Origin of the sequence: Pseudomonas sp. H1h, assembly GCF_000633255.1 — a bacterium.
Classification (GTDB): domain Bacteria; phylum Pseudomonadota; class Gammaproteobacteria; order Pseudomonadales; family Pseudomonadaceae; genus Aquipseudomonas.
The window spans coordinates 42,322-60,381 of the sequence record NZ_AYMJ01000023.1 but is presented as its reverse complement, the minus strand read 5'-3'; the positions used below and the strand labels follow the sequence as shown (position 1 = coordinate 60,381).

General features: G+C 61.0%; 18 protein-coding genes. 7 read left to right on the top strand and 11 right to left on the bottom strand.

The window, feature by feature from the left end:
• The first annotated feature begins 54 nt into the window (after positions 1 to 54).
• Positions 55 to 729: a ribose-5-phosphate isomerase RpiA gene (gene rpiA / locus U862_RS0120070; RefSeq protein WP_025112051.1), complete on the top strand. Its 675-nt coding sequence runs from the start codon at positions 55 to 57 to the stop codon at positions 727 to 729.
• 149 nt (positions 730 to 878) lie between these two features.
• Here rpiA and U862_RS0120065 read toward each other — a convergent pair whose 3' ends face one another.
• From U862_RS0120065 to U862_RS0120050, 4 genes are all read right to left on the bottom strand, one after another.
• On the bottom strand, positions 879 to 1,796 hold the full coding sequence (locus U862_RS0120065) for an SdiA-regulated domain-containing protein (protein ID WP_025112050.1): 918 nt from the start codon (positions 1,794 to 1,796) through the stop codon (positions 879 to 881).
• Positions 1,797 to 1,898: 102 nt separating this feature from the next.
• On the bottom strand, positions 1,899 to 2,822 hold the full coding sequence (locus tag U862_RS0120060) for an SdiA-regulated domain-containing protein (protein ID WP_025112049.1): 924 nt from the start codon (positions 2,820 to 2,822) through the stop codon (positions 1,899 to 1,901).
• A gap of 258 nt (positions 2,823 to 3,080) precedes the next feature.
• Complete coding sequence (locus U862_RS0120055) at positions 3,081 to 3,746, bottom strand: fumarylacetoacetate hydrolase family protein (protein WP_025112048.1); 666 nt, start codon at positions 3,744 to 3,746, stop codon at positions 3,081 to 3,083.
• A gap of 39 nt (positions 3,747 to 3,785) precedes the next feature.
• Entirely contained in the window at positions 3,786 to 5,180 is a 1,395-nt protein-coding gene (locus U862_RS0120050; RefSeq protein ID WP_025112047.1) for an FAD-binding oxidoreductase, read from the bottom strand.
• A gap of 206 nt (positions 5,181 to 5,386) precedes the next feature.
• Between U862_RS0120050 and serA the strand changes: the two genes are divergently transcribed.
• Positions 5,387 to 6,616, top strand: a complete 1,230-nt coding sequence (serA, locus tag U862_RS0120045) for a phosphoglycerate dehydrogenase (RefSeq protein ID WP_025112046.1) — start codon at positions 5,387 to 5,389, stop codon at positions 6,614 to 6,616.
• Between the two features lie 62 nt (positions 6,617 to 6,678).
• Here serA and U862_RS0120040 read toward each other — a convergent pair whose 3' ends face one another.
• Entirely contained in the window at positions 6,679 to 7,104 is a 426-nt protein-coding gene (locus U862_RS0120040; protein WP_025112045.1) for a DUF4399 domain-containing protein, read from the bottom strand.
• 135 nt (positions 7,105 to 7,239) lie between these two features.
• On the opposite strand from U862_RS0120040, the gene U862_RS0120035 reads away from it, so the two are divergent.
• Positions 7,240 to 7,809: a transporter substrate-binding domain-containing protein gene (locus U862_RS0120035; protein WP_025112044.1), complete on the top strand. Its 570-nt coding sequence runs from the start codon at positions 7,240 to 7,242 to the stop codon at positions 7,807 to 7,809.
• A gap of 54 nt (positions 7,810 to 7,863) precedes the next feature.
• Here U862_RS0120035 and U862_RS0120030 read toward each other — a convergent pair whose 3' ends face one another.
• Both U862_RS0120030 and U862_RS0120025 read right to left on the bottom strand, forming a co-directional pair.
• Complete coding sequence (locus tag U862_RS0120030; RefSeq protein WP_025112043.1) at positions 7,864 to 8,349, bottom strand: DUF523 domain-containing protein; 486 nt, start codon at positions 8,347 to 8,349, stop codon at positions 7,864 to 7,866.
• Position 8,350: 1 nt separating this feature from the next.
• Positions 8,351 to 8,983 (bottom strand): 2OG-Fe(II) oxygenase, encoded by a 633-nt coding sequence (locus tag U862_RS0120025; protein ID WP_025112042.1) that lies wholly within the window; start codon positions 8,981 to 8,983, stop codon positions 8,351 to 8,353.
• Between the two features lie 108 nt (positions 8,984 to 9,091).
• Here U862_RS0120025 and U862_RS0120020 point away from each other — a divergent pair, with 108 nt between their 5' ends.
• Positions 9,092 to 9,844 (top strand): DUF2059 domain-containing protein, encoded by a 753-nt coding sequence (locus U862_RS0120020; protein ID WP_025112041.1) that lies wholly within the window; start codon positions 9,092 to 9,094, stop codon positions 9,842 to 9,844.
• 107 nt (positions 9,845 to 9,951) lie between these two features.
• Here the strand turns inward: U862_RS0120020 and U862_RS0120015 are convergent, their stop codons facing one another.
• Positions 9,952 to 10,899 carry an alpha/beta hydrolase gene (locus tag U862_RS0120015; protein WP_025112040.1) on the bottom strand — a complete coding sequence of 316 codons (948 nt, stop codon included), beginning with the start codon at positions 10,897 to 10,899 and terminating at the stop codon, positions 9,952 to 9,954.
• 99 nt (positions 10,900 to 10,998) lie between these two features.
• Between U862_RS0120015 and U862_RS0120010 the strand changes: the two genes are divergently transcribed.
• Together U862_RS0120010 and U862_RS0120005 are read left to right on the top strand one after the other, a co-directional pair.
• Positions 10,999 to 11,577, top strand: a complete 579-nt coding sequence (locus U862_RS0120010; protein ID WP_025112039.1) for a DUF6436 domain-containing protein — start codon at positions 10,999 to 11,001, stop codon at positions 11,575 to 11,577.
• A 102-nt stretch (positions 11,578 to 11,679) separates the two neighbouring features.
• Entirely contained in the window at positions 11,680 to 14,091 is a 2,412-nt protein-coding gene (locus tag U862_RS0120005) for a penicillin acylase family protein (protein WP_025112038.1), read from the top strand.
• A gap of 114 nt (positions 14,092 to 14,205) precedes the next feature.
• Here U862_RS0120005 and U862_RS0120000 read toward each other — a convergent pair whose 3' ends face one another.
• On the bottom strand, positions 14,206 to 15,171 hold the full coding sequence (locus tag U862_RS0120000) for a GlxA family transcriptional regulator (protein ID WP_025112037.1): 966 nt from the start codon (positions 15,169 to 15,171) through the stop codon (positions 14,206 to 14,208).
• A 313-nt stretch (positions 15,172 to 15,484) separates the two neighbouring features.
• Between U862_RS0120000 and U862_RS0119995 the strand changes: the two genes are divergently transcribed.
• Positions 15,485 to 16,126, top strand: coding sequence for an HD domain-containing protein (locus U862_RS0119995; protein ID WP_025112036.1), 642 nt, complete (start codon positions 15,485 to 15,487; stop codon positions 16,124 to 16,126).
• A 151-nt stretch (positions 16,127 to 16,277) separates the two neighbouring features.
• Here the strand turns inward: U862_RS0119995 and U862_RS0119990 are convergent, their stop codons facing one another.
• Entirely contained in the window at positions 16,278 to 17,168 is an 891-nt protein-coding gene (locus U862_RS0119990) for an ABC transporter permease subunit (RefSeq protein ID WP_025112035.1), read from the bottom strand.
• Entirely contained in the window at positions 17,165 to 18,046 is an 882-nt protein-coding gene (locus U862_RS0119985) for an ABC transporter permease subunit (protein WP_174823756.1), read from the bottom strand. The genes U862_RS0119990 and U862_RS0119985 overlap by 4 nt, the downstream gene beginning before the upstream one ends.
• Between the last annotated feature and the right edge of the window lie 14 nt (positions 18,047 to 18,060).

Here is an 18,060-nt window from a genome sequence, read left to right as displayed (position 1 = left end):
TGAGGCTATAATGCCGGCCTTTCCGTACTTACCTTGCCCGCTTCCGGAGCCCGCATGACCCAGGATCAACTCAAACAGGCAGTGGCTCAGGCCGCCGTCGACTTCATCCTTCCGAAACTCGACGACAAGAGCATCGTCGGGGTCGGCACCGGCTCCACCGCCAACTGCTTCATCGACGCACTGGCCCAGCACAAGGGCGCGTTCGATGGCGCCGTCGCCAGCTCCGAAGCCACCGCTGCACGCCTCAAGGGCCACGGGATTCCTGTGTATGAGCTGAACACCGTCAGCGACCTGGAGTTCTACGTCGATGGCGCCGATGAAAGCGACGCCCACCTGAACCTGATCAAGGGCGGCGGCGCAGCCCTGACCCGCGAGAAGATCGTCGCGGCCGTGGCCAAGACCTTCATCTGCATCGCCGACGCCAGCAAACTGGTGCCGGTGCTGGGCGAATTCCCGCTGCCGGTCGAAGTGATTCCGATGGCCCGCAGCCACGTTGCCCGCCAGTTGGTGAAGCTGGGCGGCGACCCGGTGTACCGCGAAGGCGTGCTGACCGACAACGGCAACATCATTCTTGATGTGTACAACCTGCAGATCACCCACCCGGTGGAGCTGGAAGCGCAGATCAACGCAATCGTCGGCGTGGTCACCAACGGCCTGTTCGCGGCGCGTCCGGCGGACCTGTTGCTGCTGGGTACAAGCGAAGGCGTGAAAACCCTCAAGGCTGAGTAAGCCAGCCTGCCCACATTCTTGTAGGCAAGTGCACTCCCTGTGGGAGCGGGCTTGCTCGCGAAAGCGGTGGTTCAGTCAATGCAGATGTCGACTGTTCCACTACTTTCGCGAGCAAGCCCGCTCCCACATTCGGTTTTTTGCGGTGTCAGTCAGTTTTGCGCTGGTTTCTTGAAGACGTAAAACAGGTTCGGCTCGCTCACCAGATACAACGTCCCGTCATCATCCATCGCAATGCCTTCGGCTTGCGGCACCCTCTTCTGCAAGCCTTGCCGACCCTTGTTCAGCGACAAGGTGCTCAATGGGCGCCCATCCACATCCAGCTCCAGAATCAGCCCCGACTCGTCGGACAGCGCCAGTAAATGGCCGCTGCGCTCGTCGTATTGCAGGCTCGACAGATCGCGCACGAACATTCCGGCATCGCGCTTGGGGTTGTTGATCACGTGCACGGCGTAGGACTTTTCCGGATTGAAGTGCGGGAAACCATGCACCTCATAAATCAGCATCGGATCACGCTCCTTGGCCACGAACAGGCGCTTGCCCACCGAGTCATACGCCAGACCTTCGAAGCCCTTGTTGCCGCTCATGTGTACGCCGAGGGTCATTTGTTCGGCATCCGCCGCATCGAGGAACGTGGTGTCCTGCTGCAGATGGACCTTGATCAGGCGTTGCTGACGCTCGTCGGTGATCACATACGTGTCGGCGCTGATGAACTCGACGGCTTCCGCATCACCAAAGCCGATCAGTGCAATGCGCCGCAGGATTTTGCCTTCGAGCGACAACTCGACCAGCTCGGCATTTTTGTTGGTCACGGTGAACAGGCTGTTGCGCACCGGATCGTAGGTCAGCGCCGATACATCATCGTTCAGCCCGTCGATGACCCTGGCTTCGACCTCGACCCGGTACTGATCCAGGCCGATGGCTTCGCTGCTCAACGGCTGCCACAGGGTGTGCAGGTTGAACCAGGCGCGCTCGAACAGGCGCAAGTATTGGCCGATCACGAGCAACGCGATCAGGGCCATCACCGACAGGATGACAAACAGGGGCTTGGGGCGGGCAAGTCGACGCATTCGGGCAGGCTCTGGATCAAAACAGGCGGATGAAATATCACGCCTGTCTGAACTGAAGCTTAATGGCCACTTGCCCGTGACCACAAGCCGGGGCCGATGGGCTTACTTCTGCTTTTCGAAGCGGTAGAACAGGTTCGGCTCGCTGACCATGTACAGCGTGCCAGCCTCGTCCATGGTCACGCCTTCGGCGCGGGGAATGGTGTTCTTCAAACCGTTGAAGCCGCCGAGCAGGGTCATGAAGCTGACCTGCTCGCCCTTCTCGTCCAGCTCCAGCAGCAGGTGCGAGTCGGCGGACAACACCAGGGTGTGACCAGTACGCGGGTCAATCGCCAGCGCCGAGAGGTTGCGGATATCCAGCTCGTTACTGGCCAGCTTCTGCTTGTCGCCCTTGAGGATCTGGCTGCCGTCGCTTTTCCAGGTGAACAACGCCGGCGGGCGCTCTTCGCCCAGCAGCAACTGTTGGTTGCGCGGATCCCAGGTAATGGCTTCAAACGCCTTGTTCTGATTTTTCGACGGGCCGAGGTCGTATTTCGGGAAGTCGGCGATATTCAGCTCGCGGGTGCCGGCATCGACCTTGACGATGGTCAGCAGGTGTTCGCGCTCGTCAACGATCGCCATCAAGCCGTTTTCCATCACGGTCACGCCTTCCGGATTGACCCAGCCCACCAGCGGCATCTTGCGCAGCACATCACCTTGCAAGGTCAGTTCGACCAGGAACGGGTTCTTGCCCATTACCGAAAACAGGGTTTTGGTCTGCGGGCTATAGGACAGGTCCGAAGCCTCGTCCTTTTCCATGCCCGGCAGCAGCTTGCCGTCAATGACCGCCCGATAGTCCGGCAGCCAGACGCTGGCCTTCTGTTCGGTCTGGCTCTCGAAACGCTCGCGCACCCAAAGCAGGCCACGGTCATCCCAATGCATGGCAAACGCCAGACCATAAGCGGCGGCGAGCACCAGCAACAGCCAGACATACCAACGCAGGGCAAAACGTGAGCGACGAGGAGGATTGAGCTGAGTTTGAGCTGACATCAGGGACGCGTTCCGAAAATTCAGGCTATGGGTAATAGCACAAAGAGGCCGGCTCAGACGCCAGAATGAGAGGAATTATCCGGACAGAATGTGAAAAAAACGGCAAATGGCGGGATTGCCCTCCGGCTTTGCGGGCCACTACACAGAACAACTGCAGGAGCGAGCCTGCTCGCGATGGCGTCGGCTCAGTCAACACTTTCGTTAACGGACAGACCGCTATCGCGAGCAGGCTCACTCCTACAGAGGCATTGCAGCGGGTCAGCGTACGCTGCTGGTGAAGCTGCTCGCGCCCGGCAGTTCCAGGACGATGTCGTCGCCGACATTCAGCGGGCCGACACCCACTGGCGTGCCGGTGAGGATCACGTCGCCGGCCTGCAGCGAGAAGCAGCCGGCCATGTGCTGGATCATCGGCACGATCGGATTGAGCATCGCGCTGCTATTGCCGTCCTGACGCACTTCACCATTGATGGTCAGGCGGATGCCGATGTCAGTCAGGTCAGCGAAGGTGCTGCCAACCACGAACGGGGCGATCACGGCCGCGCCGTCGAACGACTTGGCGATTTCCCACGGCAGGCCCTTGGATTTCAGCTCGGCCTGTTTGTCGCGCAAGGTCAGGTCCAGCGCCGGGGCGAAACCGGAGATCGCGTCCAGCACTTCTTCGCGGCTCGGCCTGGTCGACAGCGGTTTGCCGATCAGCACAGCGATTTCCGCTTCGTAGTGCACCGAACCGCGCTCGGTCGGAATGCTGAAACCGCCTTCCAGCGGCACCACGCAACTGCCCGGTTTGATGAACAGCAATGGCTCGGTAGGGACCGGATTGTCCAGTTCCTTGGCGTGTTCGGCGTAATTACGGCCAATGCACACGACTTTCCCGATCGGAAAGTGGATGCGCGTGCCGTCGACATACTGGTGCTGATAGCTCATTTACCGACTCCTGCCTTCATTGATTCAAGGGATTGCCAATCAAACCGCGAAGATCTTGCCCGGGTTCATGATGCCGTTCGGGTCGAACACCGCTTTGACCGCTTTCATGTATTCGATTTCGACCGGCGAACGGCTGTACGTCAAGTAGTCGCGCTTGGTCATGCCCACGCCGTGCTCGGCGGAAATCGAGCCGTTGTACTTCTCGACGGTTTCGAACACCCACTTGTTGACGGTCGCGCACTTGGCAAAAAACTCGTCCTTGCTCAGGTTATCCGGCTTGAGGATGTTCAGGTGAAGGTTGCCGTCACCGATGTGACCGAACCAGACAATTTCGAAGTCTGGATAGTATTCGCCGACGATCGCGTCGATTTCCTGCAGAAATGCCGGCACTTTCGAGACGGTGACCGAGATGTCGTTCTTGTACGGCGTCCAGTGCGAGATGGTCTCGGAGATGTACTCGCGCAGCTTCCACAGGTTTTGCAGCTGGGTTTCGCTCTGGCTCATCACGCCATCCAGCACCCAACCCTGTTCGACGCAGTGCTCGAAGGTTTCCAAGGCGCTGTTGGCCACTTCTTCGGTGGTCGCTTCGAATTCCAGCAGCGCGTAGAACGGGCAGTCGGTTTCGAACGGCGCCGGCACGTCGCCACGGCCCATGACTTTGGCCAGGGCTTTGTCGGAAAAGAATTCGAACGCAGTCAGGTCGAGCTTGCCCTGGAAGGCGTGCAGCACCGGCATGATCGAGTCGAAATCGGCGGTGCCAAGGACCATCGCGGTGAGGTTTTTCGGTGCGCGATCAAGGCGCATGGTCGCTTCGACGACGAAACCGAGGGTGCCTTCAGCGCCGATGAACAGCTGGCGCAGGTCGTAACCGGTGGCGTTCTTGATCAGGTCTTTGTTCAGTTCCAGCACGTCGCCCTTGCCGGTGACGACTTTCATGCCCGCCACCCAGTTGCGGGTCATGCCGTAGCGAATCACCTTGATTCCGCCGGCATTGGTGCCGATATTGCCGCCAATCTGACTGGAACCGGCAGAAGCGAAGTCTACCGGGTAGTACAGGCCCTTCTCTTCAGCGACGTTCTGCAAATGTTCGGTGACCACGCCCGGCTGACAAACAGCCGTGCGATCGGTGAGGTTCACGTCGAGAATCTGGTTCATGTAGTCGAACGAGACGACCACTTCGCCATGGGCGGCCACGGCGGCCGCAGAAAGACCGGTTCGCCCGCCGGATGGCACCAGCGCCACTTTGTGGGCGTTGGCCCAACGGACAATCGCCTGCACCTGCTCGATGGTCTTGGGAAATACAATGGCGCTCGGCGCCGGGGCGAAGTGCTTGGTCCAATCCTTGCCGTACGCGTTCAGGGAGTCGGCGTCGGTCAGGACCTTGCCAGGCTCGACCAGGGTCTTCAGTTCATCAATCAGGGCAGGATTGGTCATCGACAGAACTCTCGAACAATTCATGGTCATCCTGAGAACGCTTCACGTCGCAGGAATGAGTGTTTAGCGGGGAGGCTATGCTAGCATACCGACCCCGCAGGCCAGTGCCCAAGGCCAGTTCTGCGGTGACGGCTTTCCTGCCGTTTGGGTCAGCTCCAGGCTGCTCCCCTCCCTGCCATTTTTCTCCGGGATACAGGTTTACGCAGATGAGCAAGACTTCTCTCGATAAGAGCAAGATCAAGTTCCTTCTTCTCGAAGGCGTCCACCAATCGGCTGTCGACGTCCTCAAGGCGGCGGGCTACACCAGCATCGAATACCTGACAGGTTCCTTGCCGGAAGCCCAGCTCAAGGAAAAGATCGCTGACGCTCACTTCATCGGCATTCGTTCGCGCACCCAACTGACCGAAGAGATCTTCGATCACGCGAAGAAGCTGGTGGCAGTCGGCTGTTTCTGCATCGGCACCAACCAGGTTGACCTGAGTGCTGCCCGTGAGCGCGGTATTGCCGTGTTCAACGCGCCGTACTCCAACACCCGTTCCGTAGCGGAACTGGTGCTGGCCGAAGCGATCCTGCTGCTGCGTGGCATCCCTGAGAAAAACGCTTCCTGCCACCGTGGCGGCTGGATCAAGTCCGCAGCCAACTCCTTCGAGATCCGTGGCAAGAAACTGGGCATCGTCGGTTACGGCTCGATCGGTACGCAGCTGTCGGTTCTGGCTGAAGGTCTGGGCATGCAGGTGTTCTTCTACGACACCGTGACCAAGCTGCCGCTGGGCAACGCCACTCAGGTCGGCAACCTGCACGAACTGCTGGGCATGTCCGACATCGTCACCCTGCACGTTCCGGAAACCGCTGCGACCCAGTGGATGATCGGCGAGAAGGAAATCCGCGCCATCAAGAAGGGCGGCATCCTGATCAACGCCGCGCGCGGCACCGTGGTCGAACTGGACGCCCTGGCGGACGCGATCAAGGACAAGCACCTGATCGGCGCAGCGATCGACGTATTCCCGGTGGAGCCACGCTCCAACGACGAAGAGTTCGAAAGCCCGCTGCGTGGCCTGGACAACGTGATCCTGACCCCGCACATCGGCGGCTCCACCGCTGAAGCGCAGGCCAACATCGGTCTGGAAGTGGCGGAAAAACTGGTCAAGTACAGCGACAACGGCACGTCCGTTTCGTCGGTGAACTTCCCGGAAGTAGCCCTGCCGGCTCACCCTGGCAAGCACCGCCTGCTGCACATCCACGAGAACATCCCGGGTGTGATGAGCGAGATCAACAAGGTCTTCGCCGAAAACGGCATCAACATCTCCGGTCAGTTCCTGCAGACCAACGAGAAAGTCGGTTACGTGGTGATCGACGTCGACGCCGAGTACTCGGAGCTGGCGCAAGAGAAGCTGCAACACGTCAACGGCACCATCCGTAGCCGCGTGCTGTTCTAATCCTGCGTTGAGCGACAAAAAAGGGAGCCTTCGGGCTCCCTTTTTCATGCACGCCGAAACGTTTATTCGACGTTGACGGTGATTTTCTTCGAGACGACAGGTGGATCGAATGCCATGTGATTTTTGTCACCCAGCTCCAGCTGCAAGGTGTGCTTGCCCGGGGCCAGTTTGATTTCCGCGAAGGTCTGAGCCTTGCCAAAATGCATGTGATTGGCGTCGGTCGGTACCACGGCGCCTGCCGGAACAATGTCCTTGGCGTCGATCAGCAGATGATGGTGGCCGGTATTCGGAGTGGCATCACCGGCGGGTGCCAGTGCGACGTCCTTGGTTCCGAACTTGACGGTGAAGGTTTGCGAAACCGTGGCCCCGTCCTCGGGAGAAACGATGAACACTTCGGCGCCTTTCGGGGCCGGGGTGGCCGCACTGGCCAACACCGAAACACCCATCAGCACACCGGCCAACGCTGCACGTGACATAAAGCTTTTCATTTTCTTCTCCAGTTTTTCCGTAAAATCCGCGCGGTCATGACAACTTCATGACCATTCGTTGTCGAAGGCACTCGACAACCATAGCAAAGCGAGCCTGACTCAGAGCGTCGCCATAATGATTTCAAAGGAGTGACCATGCGTTTTCTGCCTGGCCTGATCTGCCTACTACCCCTTTTGAGCCCATTGGCTCACGCCGAACTGATTGATGACGTCAACGACCGTGGCGAATTGCGCATCGCCCTTGAGGCTAATACACCGCCCTTCAATTTCAAGGACGGCGACACACTCACGGGGTTCGAGGTCGAGCTGGGGCAACAACTGGCCAACGAGCTGGATGTACGCGCCGACTTCATCGTCACTGACGAAGCAGACTTGCTCCAGGGCGTGGAAAGCGGCAAGTACGACGTTGCGCTCAATCACATAGCACTGACACCTGAACTCAAGGATCGTTTCGATTTCAGCGAGTCCTACGGCAAAGTCGATTCGCAGCTGTGGGCGAAGAAGGACGAACAGCCACGGCCGATGGTGCTGGTGCAGGCGTTGACTGAAGAGAAACCGAAAGCGGCGACACCGGTGGAGTTGGCGATTCCGTTTCAGAAGGGTAATCCGGCGTTTCAGGCCAGCCTTGCAGGTGCGCTGCAGCGGATCAAGGCGGATGGGCGGTTGGCGGCGTTGTCGCAAAAGTGGCTCACCGACCCCAAATGAACACACACCCCTTGTGGGAGGGGGCTTGCTCCCACATGGGTTTGTGGGTGGTTTTTAGTCGGGTTGAGTCAGGGCCATTGCGGCCTGCGGTAGTTCGAGTTCACTGAACACTTGCACCCCATGCCGTTTGAGCAACGCGGCCGTTACGCCTTCGCCGGTGACCTTCACCCCACTGAACGTCCCGTCATAGGTCAGCAAGTTCCCGCAGGAAGGACTGTTGGCCTTGAGCACCGCCACACGGATGCCATGTTTCTGCACCAGTGCCAGCGCCTGCCGCGCGCCATCGAGAAACTGCGCGCTGACGTCCTCGCCTTCGCTGGTGATCACCGCCGCCGTGCCATCAAGCACTTCGACGCCCTGCCCACCCGGAATTTCCGCTGCGGCACGCGGGGTCGGCAAGCCTCCGGCGACTTCCGGACACAACGGCACCACCCGCCCTTCAGCGATCCACTGCTCCAGCAGATCGAATGGCCCGCTGGCTCCGCCGTCGTAACGCACGCGGTGGCCCAACAAGCAGCGGCTGACCAGAATCTTCTGCATATCAGAACGGCTCGTTGCCACGGCGGCGGAACCAGCCGGTCAGCGACAGGCGCTCGCGGTTTGCCGGCAGCACTTCATGCGGCACTTCACCGGAGAGGAATACCACCAGACAGCCGCCAGTGGGCTGCACGTCATGAACCCGGTCTTCCCCCAGGTACATGCGCAACTGACCGCCGTCTTCCGGCAGCCACGCGTCATTGAGGTAGACCACCGCCGAAACCATACGCCGGTCATCATCGCGGAAGCGGTCGACGTGCTTGCGGTAAAACGCGCCCGGCGGATAGAGGGCGAAGTGACACTCGAAATCTTCCAGCCCCAGGAACAACCCGCGATTGAGCGCCTCGCGCAGGCTGTCCATCAGGTTCAGATAACGGTCGCTGGCCTCGGCCTGCCCCGGGTCGATCCACTGGATGTGGTCGCCGCGAATGCCCTCGCGAATCTCCGAAAATGGCCCACGGCCCACCGCCGCCGGCGCCAGCTCACCCTCGGCCTCACGTTTGCGGCACTCGGCCGCCAGCTCACGGGTCAAACCCGCGGGCAGGAAAATGTTCTGCTGCGACCAGCCATGTTCGGCCAGGTCGTCGACGATGCGTAACAGCAGCGGGTGTTCAGAGGATATTTGCATGGCGCGCATAGTATGCCTGCGGCAAGAAATCCGACAGAGCCACGCAGCGGCTTGCCACGAATTCTCGACAAGTACCGGCACCGCACGGAGAATAGTCCGCTGCTGACAGGAGTCCCTATGCGCCGTTTGCTTTTTTCACTGTTGATGTTCTGCGTTTTGCCCGCCTGGGCGGACGGCCACGATCAGCTGTACAAGATCGCCGGCTGGCCAGATCAACGTGCGCATTTCAATGACGCCCTGAGTGCCGCGCAGCAGCGCTATCAGAACAACCTGCCGCCTGCGGTGTTTCAAGCCCTGGTCAACAACAGCAACCAGCGCTTCGCCCCCCAGGCCATGGATCAGCGTGCCGAAGCGCAACTGCGCCAGCACCTTGCCGATCCACAACCGGCGCTGACCTTTTTCCAGTCGCCACTGGGCCGCAAGATCGTCGCCGCCGAGTTGCTGGCGACCCGCCGCGATCAGTTGGCGAAGAACGCCAAGGGCCTGCCGAAGATGCAGGCCAGCGACAGCCGCCTGCTGATCATCGGCCATCTGGCGCAAGCGCTGCCGGCACGCGAGGCCGGCGCCGAAGTCAGCCTGGCGATTGCCGGCGTGGCGGCAGACAGCTTGAGTTCGATGATTCCGGGCCTGCTCGGCGGCGGTCAGGCGCAAGGCATGTTGAACGGCCAGCGCCAGCGCCTGATGGATCAGATCGGCGCCGACATGAACAACACCCTGCTCTACGTTTACCGTGATCTGTCGGATGACGAACTGGAGCAGTTCGCGACGTTTGCCGAATCTACCGAGGGCAAGGCGTATTACCAGGCGGCACTCGCGGCGATTCGCGCGGGGCTGGCGGTGGGGCAAAGCGCTTCAAGCCTTGGCCAGTGATCTTTATCGCCTGACAGGCCGCCTTCGCGAGCAAGCCCGCTCCCACATGCTGGAATGCATTCCCCCTGTGGGAGCGAGCCTGCTCGCGAAGAGGCCCTCAAAAGGCCCTAGAGATTCCGCCCTCTGATCCGCTTGTTCAGAAACTCGAAATACTCCTCGCGCATTTCCAGCGTCTCATTCGCCAGATGATGCCGCGCCTCTGGCAGCAACAGAATCTGCGGCCGGTCGAACTTCCATTTCATCACCTGCAAATTGTGCTGCCAGTCCACGGTCATGTCCGCCTGCCCCTGAATAATCAGTGGCCGTCGCGGACTTTTTTTCGCGTGTTCCACACGGATGATCCAGCGCGACAGGGCACCGACCCACGCGGTCGGCAAGCGTTTGGGTTGTAACGGGTCGGCCTGCAGGAACGGCAGGAATGCCGGGTCATTGGAATTCTCGCTGAAGCGCCGGGTAACGCCCCGCACGAAAGGCCTGAGCAGGTAATAACTGAGCTGCGACCAGCCCCACGCGCGCGGACGCACCAGCGGCGCCAACAGGATCAACTGGCCTTGCGCCGGACTGTGTTCGCCATGGTTGAGCACATGGTCGACGACGATCGCGCCGCCCGTGCTTTGCCCGCACAGGTGCCAGGGCTGCGGCAGGGCGATCGAATTGGCTTCGGCGAACAAGGCTTGCAAGGCGTCCTGATATTCAGAGAAATCGCGGATACTTGCCCGGGGGCCGCTCGACAGACCGTGCCCCGGCAAGTCGCAGGCGATCACCGCGAAATCCTGATCCAGCGCCCACTCGATCACATGCCGATACAGCCCTGTGTGGTCGTAAAAACCGTGCAGCAGAAACAGCGTGCCCTTGACCTTCTCCGGCCACCAGCAGTGGCTGACCAGCTCATAGCCATCCACTTCAAAGCGCCCCATGCCGCGCCAGACATCACGCTCGGGGAAGTCGGTCTGGTAGAACCGCTGATATGCCTTGGCCTCGTCCGACAACGGCTGCCACTGGGCCAAAGGCTTGAGGCTGGCGCGTAAATGATCGGCATCGAAAGTGTCAGGCATGCGGGTATTCCAAAGCGGTAAACAGACTTTATCGGCCTGCGATATTCATCTGTTGCGGCAAGCATGGCAAGCTAGCGGCCCTTCGAGGATCGAAAAACCATGCGTTCGCCCTACCGCACCGCACTGTTTGCCAGCCTGCTCGCGCTTGTGTGCGCCGGGGTGCTGTGGGCGGCGTACGACTGGTTTCAGGGCCGCTACCTGCGTGCCTTCAGCCAGCACACGGCAGTGTTTTCCGGTGATCCGCTGCGCCTGCCGGATGATCTCGCCGGCCCCGGCAACATTCGCCTGGTGCACTTCTGGGACCCGGCCTGCCCGTGCAACGTCGGTAATCAGCAGCACCTGACCGAGATGGTCGAACAGTTCGGCGCGCGCGGTGTGGAATTCTTCGCCGTGCAGCGCGCCGGCTCCCACGGTCAATTACCCGCGACCCTGAGCAACCTGAAAACCATCGCCGTACTGCCCGGCTCCGAACAGATTCCCGCAAGCCCCGCCGTGGCGATCTGGGACCGCAGCGGCAAGCTGGCGTACTTCGGGCCTTACAGCGAAGGGCTGACCTGCAACTCCAGCAACAGTTTTATCGAACCGATCCTCAATGCCCTGACGGAAGATCGCCCGGTCAACGCCACGCACACCCTGGCGGTCGGCTGTTATTGCCCGTGGCCGGTGGTGGCGCAGTAAGGCATTCCGGACTTTTCGAGGACAGCGATGCACGGCACGGAAGGTCTGTGCTAATTGTTTGCAGCCCGACGGGCGGCAATCCCGCATGCACAAGGAGTCACCATGAAACGCGTCTTCACCGTTCTTGCCTTGCTCATCGTTGTCCTGCTCGCCGGGGTCGGCGGTTACCTCTACAGCAAACAACCGACGCGTCAGGGCCAGGTGGATCTGCGCAACCTGCAGGGTGCGGTGACCGTGCGCTACGACGAACGCGGGGTGCCGCACATCCGCGCCGAAAACGAAACCGATCTGTATCGCGCCCTCGGCTACGTGCATGCTCAAGACCGACTGTTCCAGATGGAAGCCATGCGCCGCCTCGCCCGCGGCGAGCTGGCCGAAGTGCTCGGGCCGAAGCTGCTCGACACCGACAAGCTGTTCCGCAGCCTGCGCATCCGCGAACGCGCGGCCAGCTATGTCGCCAGTCTCGACAAGCAGTCACCGGCGTGGAAGGCCCTGCAAGCCTATCTGGACGGCATCAACCAATATCAGGACAGCCACGCCGCGCCGGTGGAGTTCGATGTGCTGGGCATCCCCAAACGGCCGTTCACAGCGCAAGACAGCATCAGTGTCGCCGGTTACATGGCTTACAGCTTCGCCGCCGCGTTTCGCACCGAGCCGCTGCTGACCTACGTGCGCGATCAACTCGGCGCCGATTACCTCAACGTCTTCGACCTCGACTGGCAACCCAAAGGCGTGCTTGCCAAAGGTCGCGCCAACCCGGCGCCCGCCCTCGCCGCCGGCGACTGGAAAGACCTCAACGCCCTTGCCCGTCTCAGCGAACAGGCGCTGATCGAAAACGGCCTGCCGCAATTCGAAGGCAGCAACGCCTGGGTGATCGCCGGTAGCCGCAGCCAGAGCGGCAAACCGCTGCTGGCCGGCGATCCGCACATTCGCTTCTCGGTGCCGTCGGTGTGGTACGAGGCGCAACTGTCAGCGCCGGGCTTTGAACTCTACGGTCACCATCAGGCGCTGGTGCCGTTCGCCTTCCTCGGCCACAACCTGGATTTCGGCTGGAGCCTGACCATGTTCCAGAATGACGACCTGGATCTGATTGCCGAGAAGGTCAACCCGGACAACCCGAATCAGGTCTGGTACCACGGCCAGTGGACCGATCTGGTCAGCACCGAGCAGCAGATTGCGGTGAAAGGCCAGGCGCCGGTGACACTCACTCTGCGCCAGTCACCCCACGGTCCGATCGTCAACGACGCCCTCGGCACGGCTGCCGGCAAGACCCCGATCGCCATGTGGTGGGCGTTCCTCGAAACGCCAAATCCGATCCTTGAAGGCTTCTACCAGCTCAACCGCGCCGACACCCTGGCCAAGGCCCGCGCCGCAGCGGCCAAGGTCCAGGCGCCGGGGCTGAACATCGTCTATGCAAACGTCAAGGGCGACATCGCCTGGTGGGCTTCGGCGCTGCTGCCCAAACGCCCTGTCGGGGTGAAGCCGGACTTCATTCTCGACGGCAGCAGCAATCAGGCGGACAAGGACGGCTACTACCCGTTCAGCGCCAACCCGCAGGAAGAAAACCCGGCGCGCGGCTACATCGTCTCGGCCAACTTCCAGCCGCTGTCGCCGACCGGAATGGAAATCCCCGGTTACTACAACCTGGCTGATCGCGGCCAGCAGCTCAACCGCCAGCTCAGCGACAAAAACGTGAAGTGGAGCAACGAAGCCAACCAGAAGCTGCAACTGGGCACCACCACTGCCTACGGCCCGCGCACCCTGGCGCCATTGCTGCCAGTATTGCGGGAGGTGGTGAGCGATCCGGCACAACTGAAACTGGTCGAGCAACTGGCGCAGTGGCCAGGCGACTATCCGCTGGATTCGGTCAGCGCGACGGTATTCAACCAGTTCCTCTACGACCTCGCCGATGCGGCCATGCGTGATGAACTGGGCAACGATTTCTTTGAAACGCTGCTGTCGACCCGGGTGATCGACGCCGCCCTGCCGCGCCTCGCGGCGAACGCAGATTCACCGTGGTGGGACAACCGCAACACACCGAACAAGGAAACCCGCGCCGACATCGTGAAAGTGGCGTGGCAGGCGAGCATGGCGCACCTCAAACAGACCCTCGGCGACAACCCGTCCGACTGGCAATGGGGCACCGCGCACACCCTGACCCACGGCCATCCGCTGGGGCAACAGAAGCCACTGGACAAGATTTTCAACGTCGGCCCGTTTGCAGCGCCGGGCAGTCATGAAGTGCCGAACAACCTCTCGGCCAAACTCGGTCCGGCGCCTTGGCCGGTGACGTACGGCCCGTCAACGCGGCGACTGATCGACTTCGCCGACCCGGCGCACAGCCTGACCATCAACCCGGTTGGCCAGAGCGGCGTGCCGTTCGACAGCCACTATGACGATCAGGCCGAGGAGTACGTCGAGGGGATGTATGTGCAGGCGCACTTCAGCGAGGAAGAAGTGACGGCCAATACCCGCAGTACCTTGAAACTGTTGCCGGCGCGGGCTGCTCAATAATCCGATGTTGTTCAGGCGGACGCCTTCGCGAGCAAGCCCGCTCCCACACAAGACCGCGTGCCACCGGTGGGAGCGGGCTTGCTCGCGAAAGGGCCATCAGCAACACGGAAACCTTCAGAGCAGCACAGCAAAATTCAGCCGAAACTGCTGCGGCGTCACGCCCAACCTTCGATTGAACACACTGCGCATGTGCTGCGCATCGCGAAACCCGCACTGATACGCCACCGTCTTAAGCGGCGCCGCGGTGCTTTCGAGCATCACCCGCGCCGCATCCACCCGCGCCCGCTCGACGAACTCGGCCGGGGTGACCCGGGCCTCGCGAGCGAACACCCGGGAGAAGTTACGCGCGCTCATGTTCGCCGCATTCGCCAGGTCGGCAATCGTCAGGTCGCCGGTGAGATTGGCCAGCACATACAGCTGCACCATCGCCACCGCCGAGGTCGGCTCCGCATGCGGCGTGAGGAACGGGCTGAACTGCGACTGCCCGCCCGAGCGCTGCGTGAACACCACCAGCCGCTTGGCCACGCTCAGCGCCACTTCAGCGCCGTGATCGCGAGCCAGCAGGTACAGCGACAGATCGATCCCTGCCGTAACCCCGGCCGAGGTGTAGAGCACGCCATCTTCGACATACAAGCGATCGGCCTCGACCCGGGTCGATGGACACAACTGCGCCAGGGCCTGAGCGTCGTTCCAGTGGGTGGTCACGGTGCGCCCTTCCAGCAGCCCCGCCCGCGCCAGCATGAACGCGCCGTTGCAGATCGATCCGAAACGCCGTGCGCGAGCGCTGGCCTCACGCAGCCAGGCGTCGAAGACCCGGCCAAAATCCATGAACGGCAACTGCGGGCCGCCGGCTACCAACAGCAAGTCATAAGCGTCGAGCGCGTCGCTGAAATGCCGATGAGCAGTGAGGTTCAAACCATTGGAACAAGCTATCTGGCCCTGCTCGACACCGATCACTTCCAGCCGATAGTGATCCTCGGTCGGCAGAAACCGGTTGGCCTCGGCGAACACATCCATCGGCCCGCTGACATCCAGCGCCTGCACGCCGGGGAACACCACGATGGCGACGATTTTGTTCATGACTCAAACGTCCTCAATGCCTGCGGCAAACAAAAAACCTGTTGGAGCGGGCTTGCTCGCGAAAGCGGTGTGTCATTCAACAGATAAGTTGAATGTAATGGCCCTTTCGCGAGCAAGCCCGCTCCCACATGGACCGTGCCTGTCTTGTTGATCGGGCCAACCCTAGCCAATCCACGCCCAACAAGCGAGGTTTGGCACGATTTGCAGGTCGATTGGCAAGGATCACAGCCATGCGTTGATTGTCCGTTTAGTGCCTTGAGGAACAGACTTTGTCCATCGGCGCCACGACGGCGTTTTCGACGAGGACTAGCAGATGAGCAGCACCATTGCCGGCATCAAAATCCCTGACAGCGCGTTGGCCCGGGCCACCACCGAGTACATTCGCGACATCGAATCCGATCTGCTCTACCACCACTCGCGTCGGGTGTTCCTGTTCGGCGCACTGAGCGGTGAGCGCCAGCAACTGGCCTACAATCCGGAGTTGCTGTACGTCGGCGCGATGTTCCACGACCTCGGGCTGGTACAAGGCTATCGCAGTGACGACGAACGTTTTGAAGTGGATGGCGCCAATGCGGCAGCGGCGTTTCTCAAGCCATACGGGCTGAGCGATGACGACATCGAACAAGTGTGGCTGTCGATTGCCCTGCACACCACACCCGGTGTGCCCAAGCATTTGCGGCCGACCGTGGCGCTGGTGACCGCAGGCGTCGAGATGGACGTGCTGGGCATGGACTACGCGGCGTTCAGCAGCACCCAGCGCGAGGCCGTAGTGCATGCGCATCCACGTGGGGAAGGTTTCAAGGAATGCATCATCTGCGCATTTGCCGACGGCTTGCGCCATCGTCCGCAGACGACCTTCGGCAATGTGAAGACCGATGTGCTGATGGATCAGGAGCCGGGGTTCAAGCCGATGAACTTCGTTGAGGTCATCCGCAAATCGCCCTGGAGCGCCTGAGCAGCGCAAAAACCTGTGGGAGCGAACCTGCTCGCGAAAGCGGTATGTCAGTCAAATTGATATCGACTGACAATCCTCATTCGCGAGCAGGCTCGCTCCCACAGGTCTGGAATCGGGTTGGCCTTGAGCAAGGGGCCAACCCGGTGTTGCTTTAAGCCGCTTCCGGCGCAGGTGCGCGGCGCACGTCCGGTTGCTTCCACGAATCGGCTGCGCCTTCTTCGATGGCTTGCTGGATGGCTTTCTTGCGCGCTTCTTCGGCACGGCGGCTGAAGAACCAGACCATGAAGGTCACGATCGACACTGCCAGCAGGATCAGACTGGCCACGGCGTTGATCTCCGGCTTCACGCCCAGACGTACCGCCGAGAACACTTCCATCGGCAGGGTGGTCGAACCCGGACCGGAGACGAAGCTCGCCAATACCAGGTCGTCCAGCGACAGGGCGAAAGACATCATGCCGCCCGCCGCCAGCGAAGGCGCAATCATCGGGATGGTGATCAGGAAGAACACTTTCCACGGCCGAGCACCGAGGTCCATGGCCGCCTCTTCGATCGACAGGTCCAGCTCACGCAAGCGCGCCGACACCACCACCGCCACGTACGCCGCACAGAACGTCGTGTGGGCAATCCAGATAGTGACGATGCCACGCTCCTGCGGCCAGCCGATCATCTGCGCCATGGCCACGAACAGCAGCAACAGCGACAGACCGGTGATCACTTCCGGCATCACCAACGGCGCCGTCACCAGCCCGCCGAACAGCGTGCGGCCCTTGAAGCGGGTGATCCGGGTCAGCACGAATGCCGCCAGCGTACCCAACGCCACCGCGGCAACCGCGGTGTAACAGGCGATTTCCAGCGAGCGCACCACCGAACCCATCAGCTGGGTGTTGTCGAGCAGGCCGACGTACCACTTGATCGACCAGCCACCCCACACCGTCACCAGCTTGGAGGCGTTGAACGAGTAAATCACCAGGATCAGCATCGGCAGGTAGATGAACAACAAACCCAGGACCAGCATCAGGCTGGAGAAACGGAAGCGCTTCATTCTTTACCCTCCATTTCCTTGGCCTGACTGCGGTTGAACAGAATGATCGGCACAATCAGGATCGCCAGCATCACTACCGCCAGCGCGGACGCCACCGGCCAGTCACGGTTGTTGAAGAATTCTTGCCAGAGCACTTTACCGATCATCAGGGTTTCCGGACCACCGAGCAGTTCCGGGATCACGAACTCGCCCACCACCGGGATGAACACCAGCATGCAGCCGGCAATGATCCCGTTCTTGGACAGCGGAATGGTGATTTTCCAGAAGCTGTTGAAGGTGCTCGAACCGAGGTCGGAAGCGGCTTCCAGCAAGCTGTGATCGTGCTTCACAAGGTTGGCGTACAGCGGCAGGATCATGAACGGCAGGTACGAATAAACCACGCCGATGTACACCGCAAGGTTGGTGTTGAGGATCTGCAGCGGCTCGTCGATGAAGCCCATGCTCATCAGGAACCCGTTGAGCAGGCCGTTGTTGCTGAGGATGCCCATCCACGCGTAAACGCGGATCAGGATGGCGGTCCAGGTCGGCATCATGATCAGCAGCACCAGCACCGTCTGCAGCTCTTTACGCGCACTGGCAATGGCGTAGGCCATCGGGTAGCCGATCAGCAGGCACAGCAGCGTGCTGAAAAAAGCCATCTTCAGCGAGCCGAGGTAGGCGGCGATGTACAACTCGTCGTCGCCGAGCATCGCGTAGTTGCCCAGATTCAGCAGCAGTTGCAGCTTCTGCTCGGCGAAGGTGTAGATCTCGGTGTACGGCGGGATGGCCACGTCGGCTTCGGCGAAGCTGATCTTCAGGACGATGAAGAACGGCAGCATGAAGAACAGGAACAGCCAGATGAAGGGAACCCCGATGACCAGCTGGCGGCCACCGGGAATTATTCGATTGAGGC